This window comes from Enterococcus wangshanyuanii, from assembly GCF_002197645.1.
GTDB classification, from domain to species: domain Bacteria; phylum Bacillota; class Bacilli; order Lactobacillales; family Enterococcaceae; genus Enterococcus_L; species Enterococcus_L wangshanyuanii.
The window spans coordinates 543,605-561,671 of record NZ_CP021874.1 but is presented as its reverse complement, the minus strand read 5'-3'; the positions used below and the strand labels follow the sequence as shown (position 1 = coordinate 561,671).

22 protein-coding genes are annotated in these 18,067 nt (G+C 37.2%); 7 read left to right on the top strand and 15 right to left on the bottom strand.

All coding sequences use genetic code 11. From position 1 onward, the window contains the following. Positions 1-151: 151 nt before the first annotated feature. From CC204_RS02640 to CC204_RS02630, 3 genes are all read right to left on the bottom strand, one after another. A complete protein-coding gene (locus tag CC204_RS02640) occupies positions 152-1,084 on the bottom strand; it encodes an alpha/beta hydrolase (RefSeq protein WP_088268690.1) in 933 nt (310 codons plus the stop codon). A gap of 119 nt (positions 1,085-1,203) precedes the next feature. Further along, complete coding sequence (locus tag CC204_RS02635; RefSeq protein WP_227011221.1) at positions 1,204-1,842, bottom strand: NUDIX hydrolase N-terminal domain-containing protein; 639 nt, start codon at positions 1,840-1,842, stop codon at positions 1,204-1,206. A gap of 238 nt (positions 1,843-2,080) precedes the next feature. Continuing rightward, a complete protein-coding gene (locus CC204_RS02630; RefSeq protein WP_088268688.1) occupies positions 2,081-3,175 on the bottom strand; it encodes a DUF871 domain-containing protein in 1,095 nt (364 codons plus the stop codon). A gap of 177 nt (positions 3,176-3,352) precedes the next feature. Between CC204_RS02630 and CC204_RS02625 the strand changes: the two genes are divergently transcribed. From CC204_RS02625 to CC204_RS21455, 3 genes are all read left to right on the top strand, one after another. Continuing rightward, positions 3,353-4,099: a peptidylprolyl isomerase gene (locus tag CC204_RS02625; protein WP_088268687.1), complete on the top strand. Its 747-nt coding sequence runs from the start codon at positions 3,353-3,355 to the stop codon at positions 4,097-4,099. A gap of 72 nt (positions 4,100-4,171) precedes the next feature. Then, positions 4,172-4,333: a P-loop NTPase family protein gene (locus tag CC204_RS21460; protein WP_227011220.1), complete on the top strand. Its 162-nt coding sequence runs from the start codon at positions 4,172-4,174 to the stop codon at positions 4,331-4,333. Positions 4,334-4,543: 210 nt separating this feature from the next. Further along, positions 4,544-4,684, top strand: a complete 141-nt coding sequence (locus CC204_RS21455) for a hypothetical protein (protein ID WP_227011219.1) — start codon at positions 4,544-4,546, stop codon at positions 4,682-4,684. 43 nt (positions 4,685-4,727) lie between these two features. On the opposite strand, the gene CC204_RS02615 is transcribed toward CC204_RS21455, so the two are convergent. Both CC204_RS02615 and CC204_RS02610 read right to left on the bottom strand, forming a co-directional pair. After that, positions 4,728-5,099, bottom strand: coding sequence for a YxeA family protein (locus tag CC204_RS02615; RefSeq protein ID WP_088268686.1), 372 nt, complete (start codon positions 5,097-5,099; stop codon positions 4,728-4,730). 123 nt (positions 5,100-5,222) lie between these two features. Continuing rightward, a complete protein-coding gene (locus CC204_RS02610; protein WP_088268685.1) occupies positions 5,223-5,762 on the bottom strand; it encodes a TetR/AcrR family transcriptional regulator in 540 nt (179 codons plus the stop codon). Between the two features lie 213 nt (positions 5,763-5,975). On the opposite strand from CC204_RS02610, the gene CC204_RS02605 reads away from it, so the two are divergent. Next, positions 5,976-7,310 (top strand): DUF1576 domain-containing protein, encoded by a 1,335-nt coding sequence (locus CC204_RS02605; RefSeq protein WP_088268684.1) that lies wholly within the window; start codon positions 5,976-5,978, stop codon positions 7,308-7,310. Then, positions 7,288-7,626 carry a hypothetical protein gene (locus tag CC204_RS02600; RefSeq protein ID WP_088268683.1) on the top strand — a complete coding sequence of 113 codons (339 nt, stop codon included), beginning with the start codon at positions 7,288-7,290 and terminating at the stop codon, positions 7,624-7,626. The genes CC204_RS02605 and CC204_RS02600 overlap by 23 nt, the downstream gene beginning before the upstream one ends. 31 nt (positions 7,627-7,657) lie before the next feature. Here CC204_RS02600 and CC204_RS02595 read toward each other — a convergent pair whose 3' ends face one another. The 8 genes from CC204_RS02595 to CC204_RS02560 all read right to left on the bottom strand — a co-directional run bounded on the left by CC204_RS02595 (position 7,658) and on the right by CC204_RS02560 (position 12,961). Then, positions 7,658-8,200 (bottom strand): TIGR01440 family protein, encoded by a 543-nt coding sequence (locus CC204_RS02595; RefSeq protein WP_088268682.1) that lies wholly within the window; start codon positions 8,198-8,200, stop codon positions 7,658-7,660. 111 nt (positions 8,201-8,311) lie between these two features. Continuing rightward, complete coding sequence (locus CC204_RS02590) at positions 8,312-8,557, bottom strand: KH domain-containing protein (protein ID WP_087640017.1); 246 nt, start codon at positions 8,555-8,557, stop codon at positions 8,312-8,314. 11 nt (positions 8,558-8,568) lie between these two features. After that, entirely contained in the window at positions 8,569-8,844 is a 276-nt protein-coding gene (gene rpsP / locus CC204_RS02585) for a 30S ribosomal protein S16 (protein WP_010761445.1), read from the bottom strand. 224 nt (positions 8,845-9,068) lie between these two features. Continuing rightward, complete coding sequence (locus CC204_RS02580) at positions 9,069-9,854, bottom strand: GNAT family N-acetyltransferase (RefSeq protein WP_088268681.1); 786 nt, start codon at positions 9,852-9,854, stop codon at positions 9,069-9,071. A 181-nt stretch (positions 9,855-10,035) separates the two neighbouring features. Beyond that, the gene (ffh, locus tag CC204_RS02575; RefSeq protein WP_088268680.1) at positions 10,036-11,454 is read right to left on the bottom strand and encodes a signal recognition particle protein; all 1,419 of its coding nucleotides are present in this window, start codon (positions 11,452-11,454) and stop codon (positions 10,036-10,038) included. A 4-nt stretch (positions 11,455-11,458) separates the two neighbouring features. Beyond that, a complete protein-coding gene (locus tag CC204_RS02570; protein ID WP_087640014.1) occupies positions 11,459-11,797 on the bottom strand; it encodes a putative DNA-binding protein in 339 nt (112 codons plus the stop codon). A 50-nt stretch (positions 11,798-11,847) separates the two neighbouring features. Continuing rightward, complete coding sequence (locus CC204_RS02565) at positions 11,848-12,492, bottom strand: NUDIX hydrolase (RefSeq protein ID WP_088268679.1); 645 nt, start codon at positions 12,490-12,492, stop codon at positions 11,848-11,850. Further along, the gene (locus CC204_RS02560; RefSeq protein WP_088268678.1) at positions 12,485-12,961 is read right to left on the bottom strand and encodes a 2-thiouracil desulfurase family protein; all 477 of its coding nucleotides are present in this window, start codon (positions 12,959-12,961) and stop codon (positions 12,485-12,487) included. Before CC204_RS02560 ends, CC204_RS02565 begins: the two co-directional genes overlap by 8 nt. A gap of 146 nt (positions 12,962-13,107) precedes the next feature. Between CC204_RS02560 and CC204_RS02555 the strand changes: the two genes are divergently transcribed. Both CC204_RS02555 and CC204_RS02550 read left to right on the top strand, forming a co-directional pair. Then, positions 13,108-13,821, top strand: a complete 714-nt coding sequence (locus tag CC204_RS02555; RefSeq protein ID WP_088268677.1) for a response regulator transcription factor — start codon at positions 13,108-13,110, stop codon at positions 13,819-13,821. Next, positions 13,818-15,575, top strand: a complete 1,758-nt coding sequence (locus CC204_RS02550) for a sensor histidine kinase (protein WP_088268676.1) — start codon at positions 13,818-13,820, stop codon at positions 15,573-15,575. The genes CC204_RS02555 and CC204_RS02550 overlap by 4 nt, the downstream gene beginning before the upstream one ends. A gap of 72 nt (positions 15,576-15,647) precedes the next feature. On the opposite strand, the gene CC204_RS02545 is transcribed toward CC204_RS02550, so the two are convergent. Together CC204_RS02545 and CC204_RS02540 are read right to left on the bottom strand one after the other, a co-directional pair. Then, positions 15,648-16,547, bottom strand: a complete 900-nt coding sequence (locus CC204_RS02545; RefSeq protein ID WP_088268675.1) for a phosphate ABC transporter substrate-binding protein PstS family protein — start codon at positions 16,545-16,547, stop codon at positions 15,648-15,650. 286 nt (positions 16,548-16,833) lie between these two features. Beyond that, positions 16,834-17,994, bottom strand: coding sequence for a pyridoxal phosphate-dependent aminotransferase (locus tag CC204_RS02540; RefSeq protein WP_088268674.1), 1,161 nt, complete (start codon positions 17,992-17,994; stop codon positions 16,834-16,836). Positions 17,995-18,067: the final 73 nt, after the last annotated feature.

The following is an 18,067-nucleotide window of genomic DNA, read 5'->3' as shown; positions in this document are numbered from 1 at the left end:
CCTCATTTCTTTTTATTATCATATCAAAGAATGCTGACCTCTGACTAGTCTTCACACGAAAAAAACACAAACAGTTCTCACCACCATTTTAAAAGTGACTGAAATACAACTAATCAAAGTCATATCTCAGCCACTTAGGAATTGAGTTTTTTTAATCTACGTATTGCGTTAAAAATTTATTGACCTCTTCTTTATATGCTTTTGGATCAATAGAAAAGGCTTTTGCATGTTCAGCGCCTTGAACAACATATTTCTCTTTCGGTGCATCAGTTGCATTATACACCTCATCCAACATTTCAAATGGTACAAATGTATCAGCATCACCATGAATAAATAATATCGGGGTTTTATTTTTCTTCAATTGCGCGACTGAACTTGCTTCACCAAAGAAATAGCCCGCACGTATTTTAGTGATCGTGCTTGTCACTGGAATCAGAGGAAAGGATGGCAAATTAAACATATCTTTTAATTGATACGTCAATTCTCCGTTTACTGAAGAATAACCACAATCTTCTACGATCGCCTTAACATTTTTTGGCAGTTTTTCACCACTTGTCATCATAACGGTCGCTCCGCCCATACTAATTCCATATAGTGTGATTTGTGCATTTTCTCCATTTTTATCGATCATTTGATCGATCCATTGAAGATAATCTTTACGTTCCGGCCAGCCAAAACCGATATATTCTCCTTCGCTTTCACCATGTCCGCGAGCATCAGGAACTAACACATTATATCCCCAATCATGATACATTTTTGCAAACTTAGCCATTGTTTCCGCCGTTCCCATATAACCATGCGCCATAATAACATTTTTATCTGTTTTTTCATCAGCTGGTAAATAGATGGCTTGGAGCTTTAATCCATCTTCCGATTGCTGTGACCAATAAGAACGGTTCTGATCATCCTTAAACCATTTTTCTTCTGGACTTTTTGCCTCTATGTCAGTGCCGGGAGTATCTCCCGCTAAAAAGTCTTTTTCAGATGGAACAACTGCGTAATTATAAAAGTACATCCCTGCGCCGATCAAGATGATCGCGATGATCACAAAAACGGCAACCAATATCTTTCCTATTTTTTTCATTTAATGACTCCTTACTTCACGATAAAGCATTATTATTTAGATTTCTCGTTTCCCTATACAAATTGCGATCTTTTTTTAATCCTTAAACAGTATAAAGTTTTATCCTCATTTTCGCAATCTTAATCACAGATCATTTCATTTTTTTCATGCTGGTAATCATGAAAAAGCATCTCATAATTTTGTTTGATCGCTCGCGCTTTAGAAAGTTTCAGTGCGTAAATTTCTTCAAGTGTAAAATAACCGACTTCACTTGTTTCAATCCCAGGCTTGATTTTTTGGCCAATCGGCTGACATCGTATAAAAAATTTATACACGTAGGTCAATGATGATGGGTATGCATGTTTGGCTTTATCTAAAACTGCTACTAGTCGTTCGGCCTTGACTTTTAGTCCTGTTTCTTCCATAACTTCTTTTTCCGCAACTTCTTTTGGAGAATACCCGATATCAGCCCAACCACCCGGTAAAGCCCAAGAATCATCGCTTTTTTCTTTAACCAATAGTAATTTACCTTCTTGATTGAAAACAACTGCTCGAATATCTACTTTAGGCGTCGCGTAGCCTTCATCTTCATCGAAAAAAATCATAAGCTCTCGTTCAGGTAACTCTGGATACAGTAAGTGAGTTAATTCTTTAGCAACGATCGAGAGCTCCTCGTATCGTTCTTGATCAAAAATATCTTTGCCAAACTGTTTACCAGTCTGTGCGATTCCTTGAAGTTTTGACAATAAAATACTTAATTCCTTCTCCAATACTATCACCTCATTTTACCTATTATACCAAAAGGGACAGCTATTTACGCAGAGCAAACATAAAAATAGGACTGAGATATAACTCTATAAGTTATGCCCCAGTCCTTTTAAAAACGAATAAACAGTGAAAATAGAAGTAAATCCCCCACTTCGAGCATAGCTAACAAAATTATAACTGCTGAAGCACCAAGACTTGAAAGCCAAGAAAATAAGACTAACTCTTCTGTCCCCATTTCATTTTTTTCAATTATTTTTTGTTTTCGATCAATTTAAAACTGGACCATGGTTTCAGGAAATCTAATAAGAATAGTTCGTCATCAGAAATACGCCCAACCACATTGACACGTCCATCATTTTTCATTGGCTTCAAAGCAATTTGCGTTTCGCCTTTGTATTGACCATAGCCAACATTATCGATCAAAACATCACCTTTAGTCATATCGATCGTGTTATGTGCTGGAAATTCACGATCTTTAAAATGAATGCGGGTCATTGTAGAACGTAAAATGTATTCTGAACGATCACCGCGGTAGCTATGCAAGCTAGTAAATAAAACTTCTCTTTCATCCTCTGAAATATCATCTGCCACATCGACTTTTACAGATGGATATTCGGCATTGAAAGCCTCTGCCATTGCCTTTAATTCAGCTTCTGAAGCATAAGCGTTTCCTACTAAAATATCATCGATCAAGCCTGTAAGTACAAGATGTTTCACTTGCGTAGCAATTTCAAGATCACGGTGATCTTCTAATGAACATAAGCCATCTTGTGTCGGCCAAGGACCAAACGTTGCGTCATGTGAATTGACAAACGCCATTGTATTCAAATTGTATTTTCTAAATTTCTCAGAACAAAAGACAAAATGATCATAACCTAAACCTGAATAACGATGCGGATAAAAATTATGCGAACCTAGTAAATTCTCCGTATTCGGTGAATAGCTCATGATATTATCTACATAGCTTGTGCCTGTACTCATATTGATTTCTATTTTGATTCCATAAGGGTTACGGGTCATTTTTGCTTCTTCGGCTCCTGTAAAACCAATATCCAAACGTACGCCGTAAGCGCCCATTTCATTGAAAAATGATAAATCATCATAAGAAATCTCTAATTGTTCAAATAGAGCTGGGTTGATATCTACCATCACTTCCATGTCAAGGCTATTTGCGTAGTCGACGACTTTTTTAAATTCTGCTAATACTTTTTCTTTATTTTCTGTAATTTGAAGCAAGCTGGTAAATACACGTTTAAATCCATATTTATGCGCTAAGTCTAAATATGCTTTGTCCTTTTCGAAAGTTGAACGTTCTGGATAAATCGAAATACCTAATTTTCCCATTGTGCTGCCCCCTAAGAGTTTTATTGATTATAATGTATCCATTTTCATTATAGCAGAATGAAGAAAAGTGGTCTACACCTTTCCTAAATTTTAAAAAAAATCTATTTTGACTAGCAGTTATACTGATCATTTGTTATCATGAAATGTAAACTATTTTTGAAAGGAAGACTTACCCTTATGAAAACAAAAAAATTCATCACTGCTGCAGCTCTTCTAGGAGCACTAGTAGTATTTGCAGCGTGCGGATCTAAAACTGAAAACAAAACAGATTCATCTTCAAGCTCAGAAACAAAAACATCTGAATCGGTTGATTTAAATGCTTTAGAGTTACCTCAATTATCAGATAAAGTTGCTGAAGATGAGGATTTAGTTGAGATGGTTACGACAGAAGGCTCAATTGAAATCAAGCTCTTCCCAAAACAAGCACCAAAAACAGTTGAAAACTTTATGACCCATGCAAAAGACGGCTATTATGATAACGTTACTTTCCACCGTGTAATCAAAGATTTCATGATCCAAGGAGGCGATCCTAAAGGCGACGGGACTGGCGGAGAAAGTATTTGGGGCGATTCATTTGATGACGAGTTCAGCAACCAATTATACAATATCCGCGGAGCACTATCTATGGCAAATGCAGGTACAGATGCTGATGGCAACGGAACAAACGGCAGCCAATTCTTTATCGTTCAAAACGATCAAGACGTTTCTGATGGCTTATTGAAAGATGATTACCCACAAAAAATCATTGACGCTTATAAAAACGGCGGGACACCTTTCTTAGATGGAAAGCATACGGTCTTCGGTCAAGTGACCAAAGGGATGGATGTTGTCGATAAGATCGCTTCAGCTGAAACAGACGAAAGTGACAAACCAAAAAAAGATATCCGTATCGAGAAAATCAACATTTTGCAAGAAGCTAAATAAAGATAAAATGAAACCGGACATGACCTTACGTTATGCTTCGGTTTCTTTATTGCTTTTAATTAGGAGGTAGATATGAAGAAAATTGTTATCGCGGGCCCTGTTGGAAGCGGGAAAACAACATTCGCCAAACAACTAGCTATGGAGAAACAGATACAAATATATGAACTTGACAATCTCATTTGGCAGCGAACACCGCAGGGTGACAAACGCTATTCTAAAGAAAAATCTGCCTAAATGTTACAGGATATTTTAAACTTCTCAGAATGGATCATTGAAGGGACCACTACCCAAGATTGGATTCAGGATGCATTAATTCAAGCGGATAGTGTTTTACTTCTCCTCCCCCCTTATCAGGTACGCCTATATCGTATTCTGAAACGCTTCATCAAGTAAAAGGGGCATCTAGAACCAGCAAATTATACCCCGACGGTGAATTTGCTAAAAATGATGTTTGTGTGGAATCATCATTATGAAACAAAAAATAAATTGGAATTGCAGCAACTGATTCTAGCTTGTCCAGATAAGCTGCATATTTTAAGAGAACGAAACGCCTATTCTGCATATAAAAAAATAATGGAGATATGACTCGTTACGTCATATCTCCATTATAATGTATTGTCTACTCTTTTTAGCCCAATTGATTTAATGCTTGTTGCGGGACTTGCTCTTTTGTTACTTCTTCATAGGTTTCAACATGAGCACCTTTATTATAAACTTTTAGATAGCGGTCCTGTATCAATTCATGATCTGCAGTGAAGGTGATTGCCCTCTTTTTTCCCTCTTTATCTACAGCTTCTTGTTTATATACCGCAATACCGTGTTCAATGACCTCATCAGCTTTTTTAGTCTTTACATAGACCTCGCCTTCTGTAACCAATGGATTCAATTGATCCAGTACGCCTGAAAGCTCGCCAGCCTGATTTTGTGTATATGCTTTAGCTCCAAAAAGAGCAGCTCCTCCAAGTAAAAGAAAAATTCCGATCGTCTTAACTAATTTCATTTTTGTTCCTCCAAATTTATTTGATAAAACAACTTTAACAATAAATGGAAAAAATGAAATCAGACAAATTAATGAATTTTCTTTCCTACCTTTGACCTACTTTTTTCTAAGACCAACAGCACATTAACTCTCTATTAAATTACTTTTAAAAACAGCGATGATTTCTTCTTTTTTCAAGTTCAAAATTCCTGAAGCGCTTAAAGATGCTAACCCCGTTGCAATAATCCAGACTTTAATAAACAACTTATTCAAATTTTCCGGTGAAATTGCAGTATAACGTTCATCTCCTTTTAGATTTTTGGTGAATAATTCCAACGTCAATTGGTTGATTTGTTGCCCATAAGAATGATGCTCAACGAATAAAACGATAAATAAATTCCTTTTTGTTTTAGCAAATTCGATATAATTCAATGCAAAGTTGACCAAAAAATCATCTGATTGAATCGTCGAAAAATAGTCTGTCTCTAGAGATTTGTAAATCGTTTGAAGTAATGTCAGTTTTAAATCTTCCATATTTTTGAACTCCAAGTAGATCGGCTGAGTTGAGATTCCCATGTGCTCAGCTACGTTTCTTGCAGTTATTGCAGAAAAACTTTTTTTTTCTAGTAAATCAGAAGCAGCGGCTAAAATATGCTGCTTTTTGTATACTTTTTTCCTAACCAAAAAAATCCCTCCATCTCTATGCTTCTTTAAATATTTATTTAAATTCCATTTATTATTATTATATTTTACACTGTTTTAGGTGTTTATTTTCTCAATAATTACAGATATAGTGGAAAAATATGATAATTTCCAAACGAAATGCGAAATAATATTGACCAACTAGAGTTTGACAGGCTATAGTAAACTTATCAATCGATAACGGAGGTAGTCTTCATGTCTAGCGATCAGCGCTCACGCCAGCCCTTTTTTTTACATACAGATAAAAAAAACGAGAAAGAAATTAGTCAAAATAGAAATTATTACCTTTTGATCGGTTATTGTCTACTCCTGATCCTAATCGGACTAAGTAGTGAATCTTTCAATACACTTTTGGGAGGAATGCTTCGAATTTTAACCTCTCCTAGTAATTTGCTCACTGATTATATTGCGTTAGGCAGTTTCGGCAGTGCATTCGTAAATAGTGGCTTACTTACTCTATTTAGTGTATTGATTGCTAAAAAGGAAAAGATTCCCATCAATGGTGCGATGATTGCTGCGTTATTCACTGTATCAGGATGCTCTTTTTTTGGAAAAAACATGTATAATTCTATTCCAATTATTATTGGCGGAATTTGTTATGCTAAAATCGTCAAAAAGCCTTTTTCCCAATTTATTGTCGTTAGTTTATTTGGCAGTGCATTGTCACCGATCATTAGTTTTTTTACTTTTGGTTTATCAATACCTTTGATGTTTTCTTTACCATTGGGCTGTATTATCGGGATTTTTATCGGCTTGATCTTGCCGCCGTTAGCTTCACATGTTCTGACCTTTCATCAAGGATTTTCTTTATATAATGTTGGTTTCACCTCTGGATTGATCGCCATGATGTTTACCGGTGTCTTGAGAATGTTTGGTGTGAGCATAGAAGGAAAAAATATTGTATCTGACGAATATCATAACCAATTATTATTTTTTATGTTATTTTTATTTTTTTTGATATTTATTGTAGGATTTATCATTAACCACTTTTCCTTTAAAGGAATTAAAGAAATCAGTCGGACCTCTGGGAAATTGATCACTGATTTTACTTTTATCTCAGGTATTGGTGCAACGATGATGAATATGGCCTTTATGGGGCTGCTGTTAGTTGGTTATACCCAGCTTAGTCATTGCACACTCAATGGACCGATTATCGGCGCTATCCTTTCAGCGGTCGGCTTCAGTGCTTTTGGTAATCATCCACTCAATAGTCTTCCATTGCTCATTAGTGTCTTTTTCGCTGCACAATTGTCATCTGTTTTCGCTGTCGATCAGACGACAGTTGCTCTAGCTGGAATTTTTGGCACTGGACTGGCACCGATCGCTGGATACTATGGTTTTCAATACGGACTCGCTGCGGGTTTCTTGCATATGTCATTGGTTACCAATGTGAGTTATCTTCATGGTGGATTAAATCTTTATAATAACGGATTTTCTACTGGTTTTGTTGCAGCCGTCATGGTACCATTACTAGATAATATTTTACAAATCAGAAAGGTGAAGCAGCATGCAAGAAAGAGAAAAAGCTAAGCGTATTATAGATGAGCTTCTCACTTATTTTTTTTCAAATGATATTGAGGATATCCGAATTGGACTCGATTTTACTTCCGAAGGCTTTTATATAGAAATGCAAGGGCAAACCAAAGACGAACCAGAAGGTGTTTTGAATTTATTGGACTTGTTGAATACACCAAGAGATTTGAGTATTGAGAGCTATTATGATGAACTGTTGGGGATTACCCATCACGAGGAAGAAGATTATCATTTACTAGGTTTAATGATCGACGAGGCTGAAATCAATTTTGATTCTCCTGTTTTCGATATAAAAGTTTTTAGAAAAAAATGATTGCAAAAAAGAAGCAAATTTTGCTTCTTTTTTAATAGACGGCACGAGCTCCGCCAATTAATTTAGGTCGACTATACAAAAAGGTAGTGTGCGCCTTCCCTATTTCCTTGATGGTTGTCCTGATTGGGATCTGCACATGCTTGACATGCATGCCAATAGCCGTATCCCCTATATCTATTCCACCTCTAGCGACGATCTTTTCCACTACGACTGGCTCCTTAAATAATTTAAACGCCGCAACAGCTGCTGCGCCGCCAGCATGAAGAGCAGGAACAACAGATACAATTTCAAAATCGTGTGCTTTGGCAACTACTTTTTCAATGATCAATGCTCGATTGATATGCTCGCACCCTTGTACAGCAAGATGTACACCTTTTTTGTCCAACGCCTCTTTTAATGTCGAAACAACTTCCTCCCCAATATCAAGTCTAGAATTTTGCCCGATCACACCACCAATTATTTCACTGCTGCTGCATCCTAAAACAAAAATGTCTCCTGCTTCAAATAATGTCGTTTCAAAATATTCTTGCATTCCAGTTTTTAGTTGTTCTTGATAGTTTTTTTGTTCAATCATTACTTACTCCTCCGTTCTTATTCATTTCCTTCATTATGCAAAAGATTCATTCTATAGTCAAAAAAAGATCACAAAAGATAACTTAATGAGTTATCTTTTATGATCTTAAGCTTATTTACCATCTACGATATTTAAACGAACTTTCTTAGGTCCATCCACGCGTACACTGTAAACGATCGTACGAATTGCTTTAGCAACACGACCTTGTTTACCAATAATACGACCAATATCTTCAGGTGATACAGTCAAATTATACTCTAGAAAAGCATCAGACTCTTCTACTTCCAATTTAACCATCTCAGGTTGACTGACTAATGGACGAACGATAGTTAAAACTAACTCTTTCACATCTGCCATCATCGGTCACCCTATTTCTTTTCTAATTTAGCTTCGTGGTGTTTTTTCATAACGCCTTCTTTTGAAAGGATGTTACGAACTGTATCTGAAGGTTGAGCACCTTTAGACAACCAGTCTAAAACTAAATCTTCTTTTAAAACTACTTCTGCAGGATCTTTCAAAGGATTGTAAGTCCCAACAGTTTCGATGAAACGTCCATCACGCGGAGAACGAGAATCAGCGACTACGATACGGTAAAAAGGACTCTTTTTAGAACCCATGCGTTTTAAACGAATTTTTACTGACATTTTATCTATTACACCTCCATTAACTTAATCACAAATGTTAGTTTAACAGATTTCAATTAAGCTGTAAAGAGTTTTTTCTTGACACCTCTAAAATTGCTTTATTTTGTTGATTTATACAGAGTTTCACGCTTTTATGTTATACTATTATCACCTTGGCAGGGGCAAATATTTGCTTCAAAAATCAGTCTGGCGATTTTCTCTTGAGAAGAAACCAGACTGATTTTTCAACCCATTGATAAGTAATAGTCAAAACATGCTTTTTGCTTAAAGCCGATCGACTGATAGAGGCCCATAGCAGCTGCATTCGTTGACTCAACTTCTAAATAAATTTGTGAGTAGCCCTCTCTTACTAATTGTGAAACAATCGTTGTCAACATTTTACGACCAATTCCTTTTCCCCGTTGGTCAACTCGAACAATAAAGCCGTAAATTCCGCACTCTTCTTGATTTTTTTCGAGTCGAATACTGGCTATGAGTTCTTCTCCTTCTTTAAATACAAGCGTTTTAGCCAAATCGTCGTCATCGATCAGCTGAACTTTGTCGATATCTGCTCCCCCATCAAGTCGTGCTATCTTAGTTGCATCAACTTTTGCAGCTGATACCAAGCTACATTCTTCTACATTGATTTTTGTTTCATTATCGAACAACATCGCATACTCTGAGAAAGAGTAGTTATAACGTTTTGTTTTTTTGATGAAAGAAACAAGTAAATCATCCCTTTGATCAACGATCCATAATAACCGTGCAAACTGTTTTTTCTGAGCAAATAGACATACCGCTTCATGCATAGGAGCAATCGCTTCTTTAGTTGCTGCAATCATAGTTAGCTCTACCTCTTCTGGATTATAAGCGCTCAACGCTGTATAGCCCAAAAGCTCTTCGTCTTTCCAGAGTAACAAATGCTGAGCTTTCTCTGTCGGCTCCATAAAAAAACTTAAATCTAACTTATATTCCACACCAAGTAATTGTTGATTTCTAGCTTTTAGTAACTTGATTTGCTCCAGTTCCATTTCACTAAGCTGCTGTTTTATCCTGTGATTGATGTTGATTTCCTCACCTTCACGTTTGTTTTACTGAATTGTAGCCCAATTTGAGTGAAACAGCAATGATCTTTGATTGATTCTATACGAAATAAAAAACTACCCAACTTTAAAAAATTGAGTAGTTTTCTTGTACAAAAGTAATTTTAAGCTATTTTTTCTTCTTTTTCTTCTTTTTGTTTTTCTTGACCATTCGATTCATCGCCATTTTTCCAAGTTTCCCTTTGATACCGCCGCCCAGCATTTGATCCATACCAGGAATATCCATATTGCCTTTCGACATTTGCTGCATCATTTTCTTAGATTCTTTGAACTGTTTGATCATGCGATTCACTTCGACAACATTATTGCCGGAACCCGCTGCAATCCTTCTGCGTCTACTTGGATTCAGTAAATCTGGATTTTCTCGCTCTGCTGGTGTCATTGAAAGCACCATTGCTTTTTTACGTGCAACATCTTTAGGATCTACCTTGACATTTTCAAGACCAGGCATTTGACTCATACCAGGAATCATCTTCAACAGATCTTCGATCGGTCCCATTCCCATGACTTGATCTAATTGCTCGATAAAGTCATTGAAATCAAAGCTGTTCTCTTTCATCTTTGTTGCAAGTTCTTCCGCTTTTTTCTCATCATAATCCTGTTGCGCTTTTTCGATCAGCGTCAACATATCTCCCATGCCCAATATACGGCTGGACATACGATCCGGATGGAAAATTTCTAGGTCTGTTAGCTTTTCACCTGATCCAATAAATTTGATTGGTGCACCTGTAACAGCACGAATCGAAAGCGCCGCACCACCACGTGTATCACCATCTAATTTTGTGATCACAACACCCGTGATCCCTAATTGCTGATTGAAGCTATCTGCAACATTCACTGCATCCTGTCCTGTCATTGCATCGACAACAAGTAAAATATCATCTGGCTCAGCAACTGCTTTGATTTGCTTCAACTCATCCATGAGCGCTTCATCGACGTGAAGACGACCGGCAGTATCGATCAAGACATAGTCATTTTTCTGTTCTTTGGCTAAAGCCATCCCTTGACGAACGATCTCAACAGGATCCGTATCTGTTCCCATATCAAAAACAGGTACATTTAACTGCTGTCCTAAGACTTTCAATTGATCGATCGCCGCTGGACGATAGACATCGGCTGCGATCATTAAGGGACGAGCATTTTCTGTCTTCATTAAGTGATTTGCTAGCTTACCGCCAAAGGTTGTTTTACCGGCCCCTTGTAAACCAGCCATCATTATAACTGTTGGAATGCGTTCAGATTTGTTCAAACCAACAGTTTCAGAACCTAATGTTGCGGTCAATTCTTCATCAACGATTTTAACGATTTGTTGTGCAGGGGATAAGCTTTCTAGGACTTCTACACCGACAGCACGTTCTCGTACACGTTTTGTAAAATCTTTTACTACTTGTAAATTTACGTCTGCTTCTAATAGCGCTAGACGAATTTCTCTCATCATTTCCTTTACATCCGCTTCAGAGACTTTTCCTTTGCGACGTAATTTACTCATTGCCTGTTGTAAGCGATCTGTTAAACTTTCAAAAGCCATACTCTCATTCCTCTACTTCTTGTATTTGTTCTATATAATTTGCTATCGTTATATCTTTTGGATAGGTTTCACTCACATAGTTCTTTAGCGCATCCAGTAGCTCGCCACGAACGACATAATCGGAAAATAAATGAAGCTTTCGTTCATATTCTTCTAATATTTTTTCTGTTCGTTTGATATTATCATAAACGGCTTGACGACTTACATCGTATTCTTCAGCTATTTCGCCTAAAGAGAAGTCATCAGCATAATACATCTCCATATAATTCATTTGCTTTTCAGTCAGCAACGTGGAGTAAAATTCAAATAAAGCATTCATTCGATTGGTTTTTTCAATTTCCATAATTGCTGCTCCTATCTTCAATCCCTTTTAGGTTACCGATTTCAGGCGAATTAGTCAATAGTTCTCAAGTGATTTCCTCGGATTTCTTCAAAAATTTTGACCAGTTCCTCATAGTAACTTTCCGCATTAGCACAGAAATCTTTTTTTGAGACCACTGCTTGCGTGGGCGTTTGTCTATAGTTTTGTTGGTGATAACCTGTTAGAGAAACATTTAACGTTGGATCTACAAGCATCTTTTTTAGCTTGGAAAGCGGCACACAAAACAAGCTTTCAACTTCTTCTTCCTGCAAAGAAAAATCTCCTATTTTGATTTCCCGCTTCACAAGATAAACATTCGTAAATTCATTATCGATAAATGTTCCCAAGTCTATACACACAGGAAAAACCCCTAAAAAATCTGCCTCTTCTGGTTGAACATCTACACCTAATTCTTCTCTGACCTCTCTAAAACCGTCTAATACAGTTTCATCTGCCAAAAGATGCCCCGCAGCCGTGATATCTAATTGGTTAGGAAAGTCTTTCTTTTTAGGAGAGCGTTTTTGGAAATATATGATTAACTCATCCTGCTCCATTGTATAAAACCAGCAGTGAAATGTTTCGTGCCACAAACCTTCTCTATGCACACACTCTCTAGTTGCTGTACCACATTGATGATAGTCTTTATCGAAAATCTTTATTATTTCTTCTTCAGCCATTTAGATCCTCGTGCTTTACAATTTTTTGCCATTCATTTTCTGATATGACGTCAATCCCATTTAAAACAAAATAAGCTGTTGCAACGCCCATACCTGTTATTTTATTGCCGGAAAACGTACCGTCATAAATCATTTTTTGTCCGCAGGAAGGACTGTTTTCTTTAACGATGACTGTATCAATTTGATGCTCCAGAAGTTTCTGATACGCAATTTTTGCGCCTTCTTTGAAACACTCGGTCACATCTTCTCCTGAAACTGTCACAACGCTTGCTTGTTCCTGCCAAACAGCAAAGCCGTCTCCGTCTTTTATTTCAGCTGGCTCTCTTGGAATCGGCAATCCACCTAAAACCTCTGGGCAAATAGGCATTGCCTCTTTCTTTTCAACTAATTCTTTTAAAAATGATAGTTCTTTAGACTGACCATCATATCGACAACAAATACCACCCAAACATGCACTGATTCCGATCATTTCTTCCCCTCTTTTCAATCTTTATTATTATACCATTTCTTTGAACTAGAATGTAGCATTAGACCTATTCCTTAAAGTTTTTGATCGATGCCGATTTATGATAAAATAGCGTTGTATTGATTTTTCATATAAAAGGAGCTAAACAAATGAAAAAAGTGCTTGTGGTTGACGATGAACCTTCGATCGTCACATTGTTAACTTTCAATTTAGAAAAAGATGGTTATGAAGTTATAAGTGCCACAGATGGAGCGGTAGGTTTTGAGTTGGCTTCAACCAATCAGTTTGATTTTATTATCCTTGATGTCATGCTGCCAAATATGGATGGGCTGGAAATTACAAAAGCTTTGAGAAGAGAAAAAATCGACACGCCTATTCTGATTTTAACTGCAAAGGATGATCAGGTAGATAAAATCATTGGTTTAGAGATCGGTGCAGATGATTATTTGACTAAACCTTTTAGTCCAAGAGAAGTTTTGGCACGAATGAAGGCCATTTTTAGACGATTGAAACCAGCAGTTGAAAAGCCAGAGGATATCAGTGAGCCTGTGAAAGCACCATTGATTATAGGAGATATTATTGTTGATGAACAAAACTATGCGGTCTCTGTTCGTGGGAAAAAAATCGAGTTGACACCAAAAGAGTTTGAATTATTGGTTTACTTTATCAAACGCAAAGATCGTGTGATCGATCGCGATACACTGCTTGATCGTATCTGGAATTATGATTTTGCAGGTCAAAGCCGCATAGTAGACGTCCATGTGAGCCATTTAAGAGATAAAATCGAAATAGATCCAAAACACCCTGTTTACTTAATAACAGTTAGAGGATTTGGTTATCGTTTTCAGGAGCCTAAAAAATGAAAAAGCGGCAACGATTTGAATATCTTTTAGTCATTCTTATGATGTTAGCTCTTTTTATTGGCAGTATATTCCTGACGAACTATTTTTTTAGAAAGGAATTATTGACACAGCAAGAAGAATATTTGCAAAAGAAAGCAACTTTGCTTTTAGATCAGTTATCGCCTGAGGTTTTTACTAAGCAAGCCTTCACTTCTCAAGAACAAATTCTTGTTGATCACTACTTGACTGATAAGAATGAACGATTGAGTCTAATGGATAACACAGGCGATATCTTCTATGACAGTGTAGATACAAAGTTACATGACTCTAGAAAAAATCGGCCTGAGATCAAAGCGGTTCTTTCAGGTGCCGACTTTGGTTCTGCTCTGCGCAAAAGTGCCACTTTAAATAAAGAGTTACTCTATCTAGCATTGCCCGTGAAGAAAAATGGTGATCTAGTTGGGATCATTCGTATGTCAGAAGAGACGACACAATTTTCGAGCAGCATTCAATCATTTAGGCGGTATATTTTACTGACTTTAGGTATTTTATTTATCATTATCACTGGGTTTGTCTTTGTTCTCCTTCAGCAGAAAAATGAACCATTAGTCACTGTTTTACCTGTACTGAAAAAAATCGTCAAATACCCTGATGAAGCCCGTTCGATTATTCAAGACTCTCCTGAATGGAATGAACTTTACCAAACCGTCAATCTTATCAGCCAGCAAATGAGTCAGACCTATTTAGCTTATACTTCTACTGAGGAACAATTTCATGCACTACTAGATGAACTGATGATCGGTGTTTTTATTATTGATGTCGAAGGAAAATTACAGTTGGTCAATCCAAAAATGTTGGATATCTTGAATATCCAGCCGGATGCTGTCGGCAAAGATTATTTTGATGTGATCGAGGAGCCTGCATTGATCCACTTGATTCACCAAGTAATTACTGAAAAGACGACTCTTCATCAAGAAATTTCTTTAGCTGAGAGCTTGAATGAGACCATTTTAGATATGTCCTTACGTTTTATAGAAGAAAATGGCAATAATTACCAAGTATTAGGGATCGCTTATGATTTAACACGCGTCAGACAGCTGGAAAAGATGCAAAAAGACTTTGTTAGTAATGTCTCTCATGAATTGAAAACGCCAGTCACTTCTCTATTAGGTTTTACAGAAACCCTACTAGACGGCGCAAAAGATGATCCTGAAACATTAACTCAGTTTTTACAAATCATGGAAAAAGATGCTTTACGTCTACAACAGCTGATCCAAGAAATATTACAGCTTTCTCGGGACGGCAAAAATATCACTTATGACGATCAAACGATCGAACTTTTCCCATTTACAGAAGAAATTCTCCGGTCGTATCGAAAAGCAATCAAAGAAAAAAATCTGACGATCCGAATTAGCGGTGCTAAAGATATAACCTACACAACAAAATATGAGCTCTTTTATCCTATCGCAAAAAATCTTATCGAAAATGCTGTTCAGTATTCTCAAATCGATGAAACAATCACTATTGATTTTGGCTTTACTGATAGATTCTATTTTATTGTGAAAGACACTGGAATTGGGATCAGCCAAGAAGACCAGGAACGAATTTTTGAACGATTCTATCGTGTAGATAAAGCACGAAGTCGTCATTCTGGAGGAACTGGACTAGGGTTATCGATTGTACAAAATTACACTGAGTTACTTGGCGGCAAAGTGATGATCGATAGTCACTTAGGCTTAGGAACAACATTCACCGTCTATTTACCACAAAAATAATCAGAAAGAAAACTTGGTGTTGATCACTAAGTTTTCTCTCTGATTTATTTATATCTATAGGGGAAGAAATGGTTATTTTTCTTTGATCGTTCCTGAAACATCACGTTCAACTTTCATATCTGTGATCGGTAAGTAACCTAATTCTTTGACTACACCTTTTTGAACATCTTCTTCCAACATAAAATCTAAAAAGGTTTTGACTTCTTTATCCGGCTCACCTTTTGTGTACATATGCTCGTAAGACCAGATTTTCCAAGAGTTATCTGCGACGTTTTCTTCAGTTGGCTTAACATCATCTACACTTAAAGCAGTCGTTGAGTCATCCATATATGAAAAAGCAAGATAGCTGATCGCTCCTGGGGTTTGGGCAACGATTTGACGTACAGTTCCTGATGAGTCCTGTTCCTGTGATTGAACAGCTGTCGCTCCATCCAGTCCCCATTTTTCAAACGTTGCACGTGTTCCGCTGCCGCTTGGACGGTTGATCACTGCAATTTCCTGATCTTTGCCCCCAAGTTCTTTCCAGTTTTTCGTTTTTCCAGTGAAAATATCGATCAATTCCTGTTTTGTCACGTTTTTAACCCCAACCTCTTTATTGACAACAGGACCCATGCCAACGACTGCAACTCGATGATCGACTAATTTTGACGCATCGACACCAGATTTTTCTTCTGCAAAAACATCTGAATTACCAATCGTTACAGCCCCATCAGCTACTTGAGAGAGTCCTGTCCCGCTCCCTCCTCCTTGAACAGAGATCGTGTAATTAGGATGTTCAGAAATAAATTGATCTTTTGCTGCATCAACTAGCGGCTGTAAAGCCGTTGAACCGACTGCTACGATTTTAACCGGTTGATTGCTGCTTTCCTGATTTTTATTACTGCTTTCGTTCGTTGCCGCACCTTGACTGCCGCAACCTGCGATTAATAATCCTACACTCAAAACAATTGCTGATAATAAAGGTTTCTTCATTTCTGCACTTCCTTTTCAATTAGTTACAAGATCAGTTTAACAGCGGAGTGTTAATTCTAATCCAATGTTATGTAAATAATTCGTAAAGGAGTGTAAAGGTTTTGTTTAAGTGAAAAATAAAAAAATGTTAAAGACAAGCCTAAAAACTGGTTTGTCCTTAACACTGATCAGAAGTCAGGTGTTTTAGCGATTGAAAAAAACAGAGAATATAAATATCCTACTATTCATTCTTTTCCAAAAGCTCGAACCTAAACGATTTACATCACATTCTCTATTAGCTTCTTATTTATTTTATATAAGCGCCAATACGTCTCATGGCTTCTTTCAAGGTACTCATATCAGCCGCGTAGCTGATTCTAACATACCCTTCTGCTTCTTTTCCAAAAGCAATACCAGGAATGATTGCGATTGCTTGTTTCTGCGCTAAATCAACACAAAACTTCATCGAGTCTTGCTCATAGCCGTCTGGGATTTTAGCAAAAATATAAAAAGCGCCATTTGGTCTAGCAACTTCAAAGCCGAATTTTGTCATTTGTTCATAGACAAAGTCACGACGTTCGCGATATTCTTCTTTCATCACAGAAGCATCATTGATGCCTTCAACAAGTGCTCTAACAGCTGCTTTTTGTGAAATCGTAGAAGCAGCAGTAACTAAATATTGATGAACCTTGATGATCTCAGCAATCAATTCTTTCGGCCCGAAGATAAACCCTATTCGCCAACCGGTCATAGCATGAGATTTTGACAAACCGTTGATCAGAATCGTTTGCTCTGGGATAAATTCTGCAATAGACACATGCTCATCTTCATAAGTCAGCTCACTATAAATTTCATCACTGATAACGAATATTGGGTATTTTTTTACTACATCAGCAATTGCTTTCACTTCTTCACGTGTATAGGTGACACCCGTCGGGTTACTCGGATAATTCAAGATGATTGCTTTCACTTGATCCCCGTGCTCTGCCATAGCTTCTTCGATCATTTGTGGAGTTAAAACAAAATTATTGGGTCTTGTATCGATATACACTGGTGCTGCATTTGCTAAAGTGATCACTGGCTCATAACCTGGATATATCGGAGCAGGCATCAAGATTTTATCTCCTGGCTCCAAAATCGCCAATAAGCTTGCTGAAATTGCTTCCGTTGCACCTACAGTTACCAAAATTTCAGAAGTCGCTTGGTAGCTCACCCCATACTTCTCTTTCATGAAAAATGCGGCTGCTTCTCGAACATCACTCAACCCAGCCATACCTGAGTAGTGAGAGAAATTGTCATTAATAGCGTCATGTGCCGCTTTTTTTACATGCTCTGGTGTATTGAAATCAGGTTCACCTAACGTTAGTTTTAAAATTCCATCGATCGATGACACTTGCTCATCAAACTGACGAATCAATGATACAGCAATTTTAGATACTTGTTTATTGAATCTTTTAGTTAAATCCATGAACTTCTCTCCTTCTCTATTTAGATGCGCAAACCGCTCTTACGGCTTATTTTATCAATGGAATTATCATAGC

What these genes read in the sequence shown, in the direction of transcription:
- CC204_RS02570 (WP_087640014.1), bottom strand. Translation starts at nt 11,797, where the DNA reads ATGGAAATTGAAAAAACCAATCGAATGAATGCTTTATTTGAATTTTAC.
- CC204_RS02545 (WP_088268675.1), bottom strand. Translation starts at nt 16,547, where the DNA reads ATGAAGAAACCTTTATTATCAGCAATTGTTTTGAGTGTAGGATTATTA.
- CC204_RS02550 (WP_088268676.1), top strand. Translation starts at nt 13,818, where the DNA reads ATGAAAAAGCGGCAACGATTTGAATATCTTTTAGTCATTCTTATGATG.
- CC204_RS21455 (WP_227011219.1), top strand. Translation starts at nt 4,544, where the DNA reads ATGATGTTTGTGTGGAATCATCATTATGAAACAAAAAATAAATTGGAA.
- CC204_RS02605 (WP_088268684.1), top strand. Translation starts at nt 5,976, where the DNA reads ATGTCTAGCGATCAGCGCTCACGCCAGCCCTTTTTTTTACATACAGAT.
- CC204_RS02560 (WP_088268678.1), bottom strand. Translation starts at nt 12,961, where the DNA reads ATGATCGGAATCAGTGCATGTTTGGGTGGTATTTGTTGTCGATATGAT.
- CC204_RS02540 (WP_088268674.1), bottom strand. Translation starts at nt 17,994, where the DNA reads ATGGATTTAACTAAAAGATTCAATAAACAAGTATCTAAAATTGCTGTA.
- rpsP (WP_010761445.1), bottom strand. Translation starts at nt 8,844, where the DNA reads ATGTCAGTAAAAATTCGTTTAAAACGCATGGGTTCTAAAAAGAGTCCT.
- CC204_RS02555 (WP_088268677.1), top strand. Translation starts at nt 13,108, where the DNA reads ATGAAAAAAGTGCTTGTGGTTGACGATGAACCTTCGATCGTCACATTG.
- CC204_RS02615 (WP_088268686.1), bottom strand. Translation starts at nt 5,099, where the DNA reads ATGAAATTAGTTAAGACGATCGGAATTTTTCTTTTACTTGGAGGAGCT.
- CC204_RS21460 (WP_227011220.1), top strand. Translation starts at nt 4,172, where the DNA reads ATGAAGAAAATTGTTATCGCGGGCCCTGTTGGAAGCGGGAAAACAACA.
- CC204_RS02600 (WP_088268683.1), top strand. Translation starts at nt 7,288, where the DNA reads ATGCAAGAAAGAGAAAAAGCTAAGCGTATTATAGATGAGCTTCTCACT.
- CC204_RS02640 (WP_088268690.1), bottom strand. Translation starts at nt 1,084, where the DNA reads ATGAAAAAAATAGGAAAGATATTGGTTGCCGTTTTTGTGATCATCGCG.
- CC204_RS02625 (WP_088268687.1), top strand. Translation starts at nt 3,353, where the DNA reads ATGAAAACAAAAAAATTCATCACTGCTGCAGCTCTTCTAGGAGCACTA.
- CC204_RS02565 (WP_088268679.1), bottom strand. Translation starts at nt 12,492, where the DNA reads ATGGCTGAAGAAGAAATAATAAAGATTTTCGATAAAGACTATCATCAA.
- CC204_RS02590 (WP_087640017.1), bottom strand. Translation starts at nt 8,557, where the DNA reads ATGGCAGATGTGAAAGAGTTAGTTTTAACTATCGTTCGTCCATTAGTC.
- CC204_RS02595 (WP_088268682.1), bottom strand. Translation starts at nt 8,200, where the DNA reads ATGATTGAACAAAAAAACTATCAAGAACAACTAAAAACTGGAATGCAA.
- CC204_RS02580 (WP_088268681.1), bottom strand. Translation starts at nt 9,854, where the DNA reads ATGGAACTGGAGCAAATCAAGTTACTAAAAGCTAGAAATCAACAATTA.
- ffh (WP_088268680.1), bottom strand. Translation starts at nt 11,454, where the DNA reads ATGGCTTTTGAAAGTTTAACAGATCGCTTACAACAGGCAATGAGTAAA.
- CC204_RS02630 (WP_088268688.1), bottom strand. Translation starts at nt 3,175, where the DNA reads ATGGGAAAATTAGGTATTTCGATTTATCCAGAACGTTCAACTTTCGAA.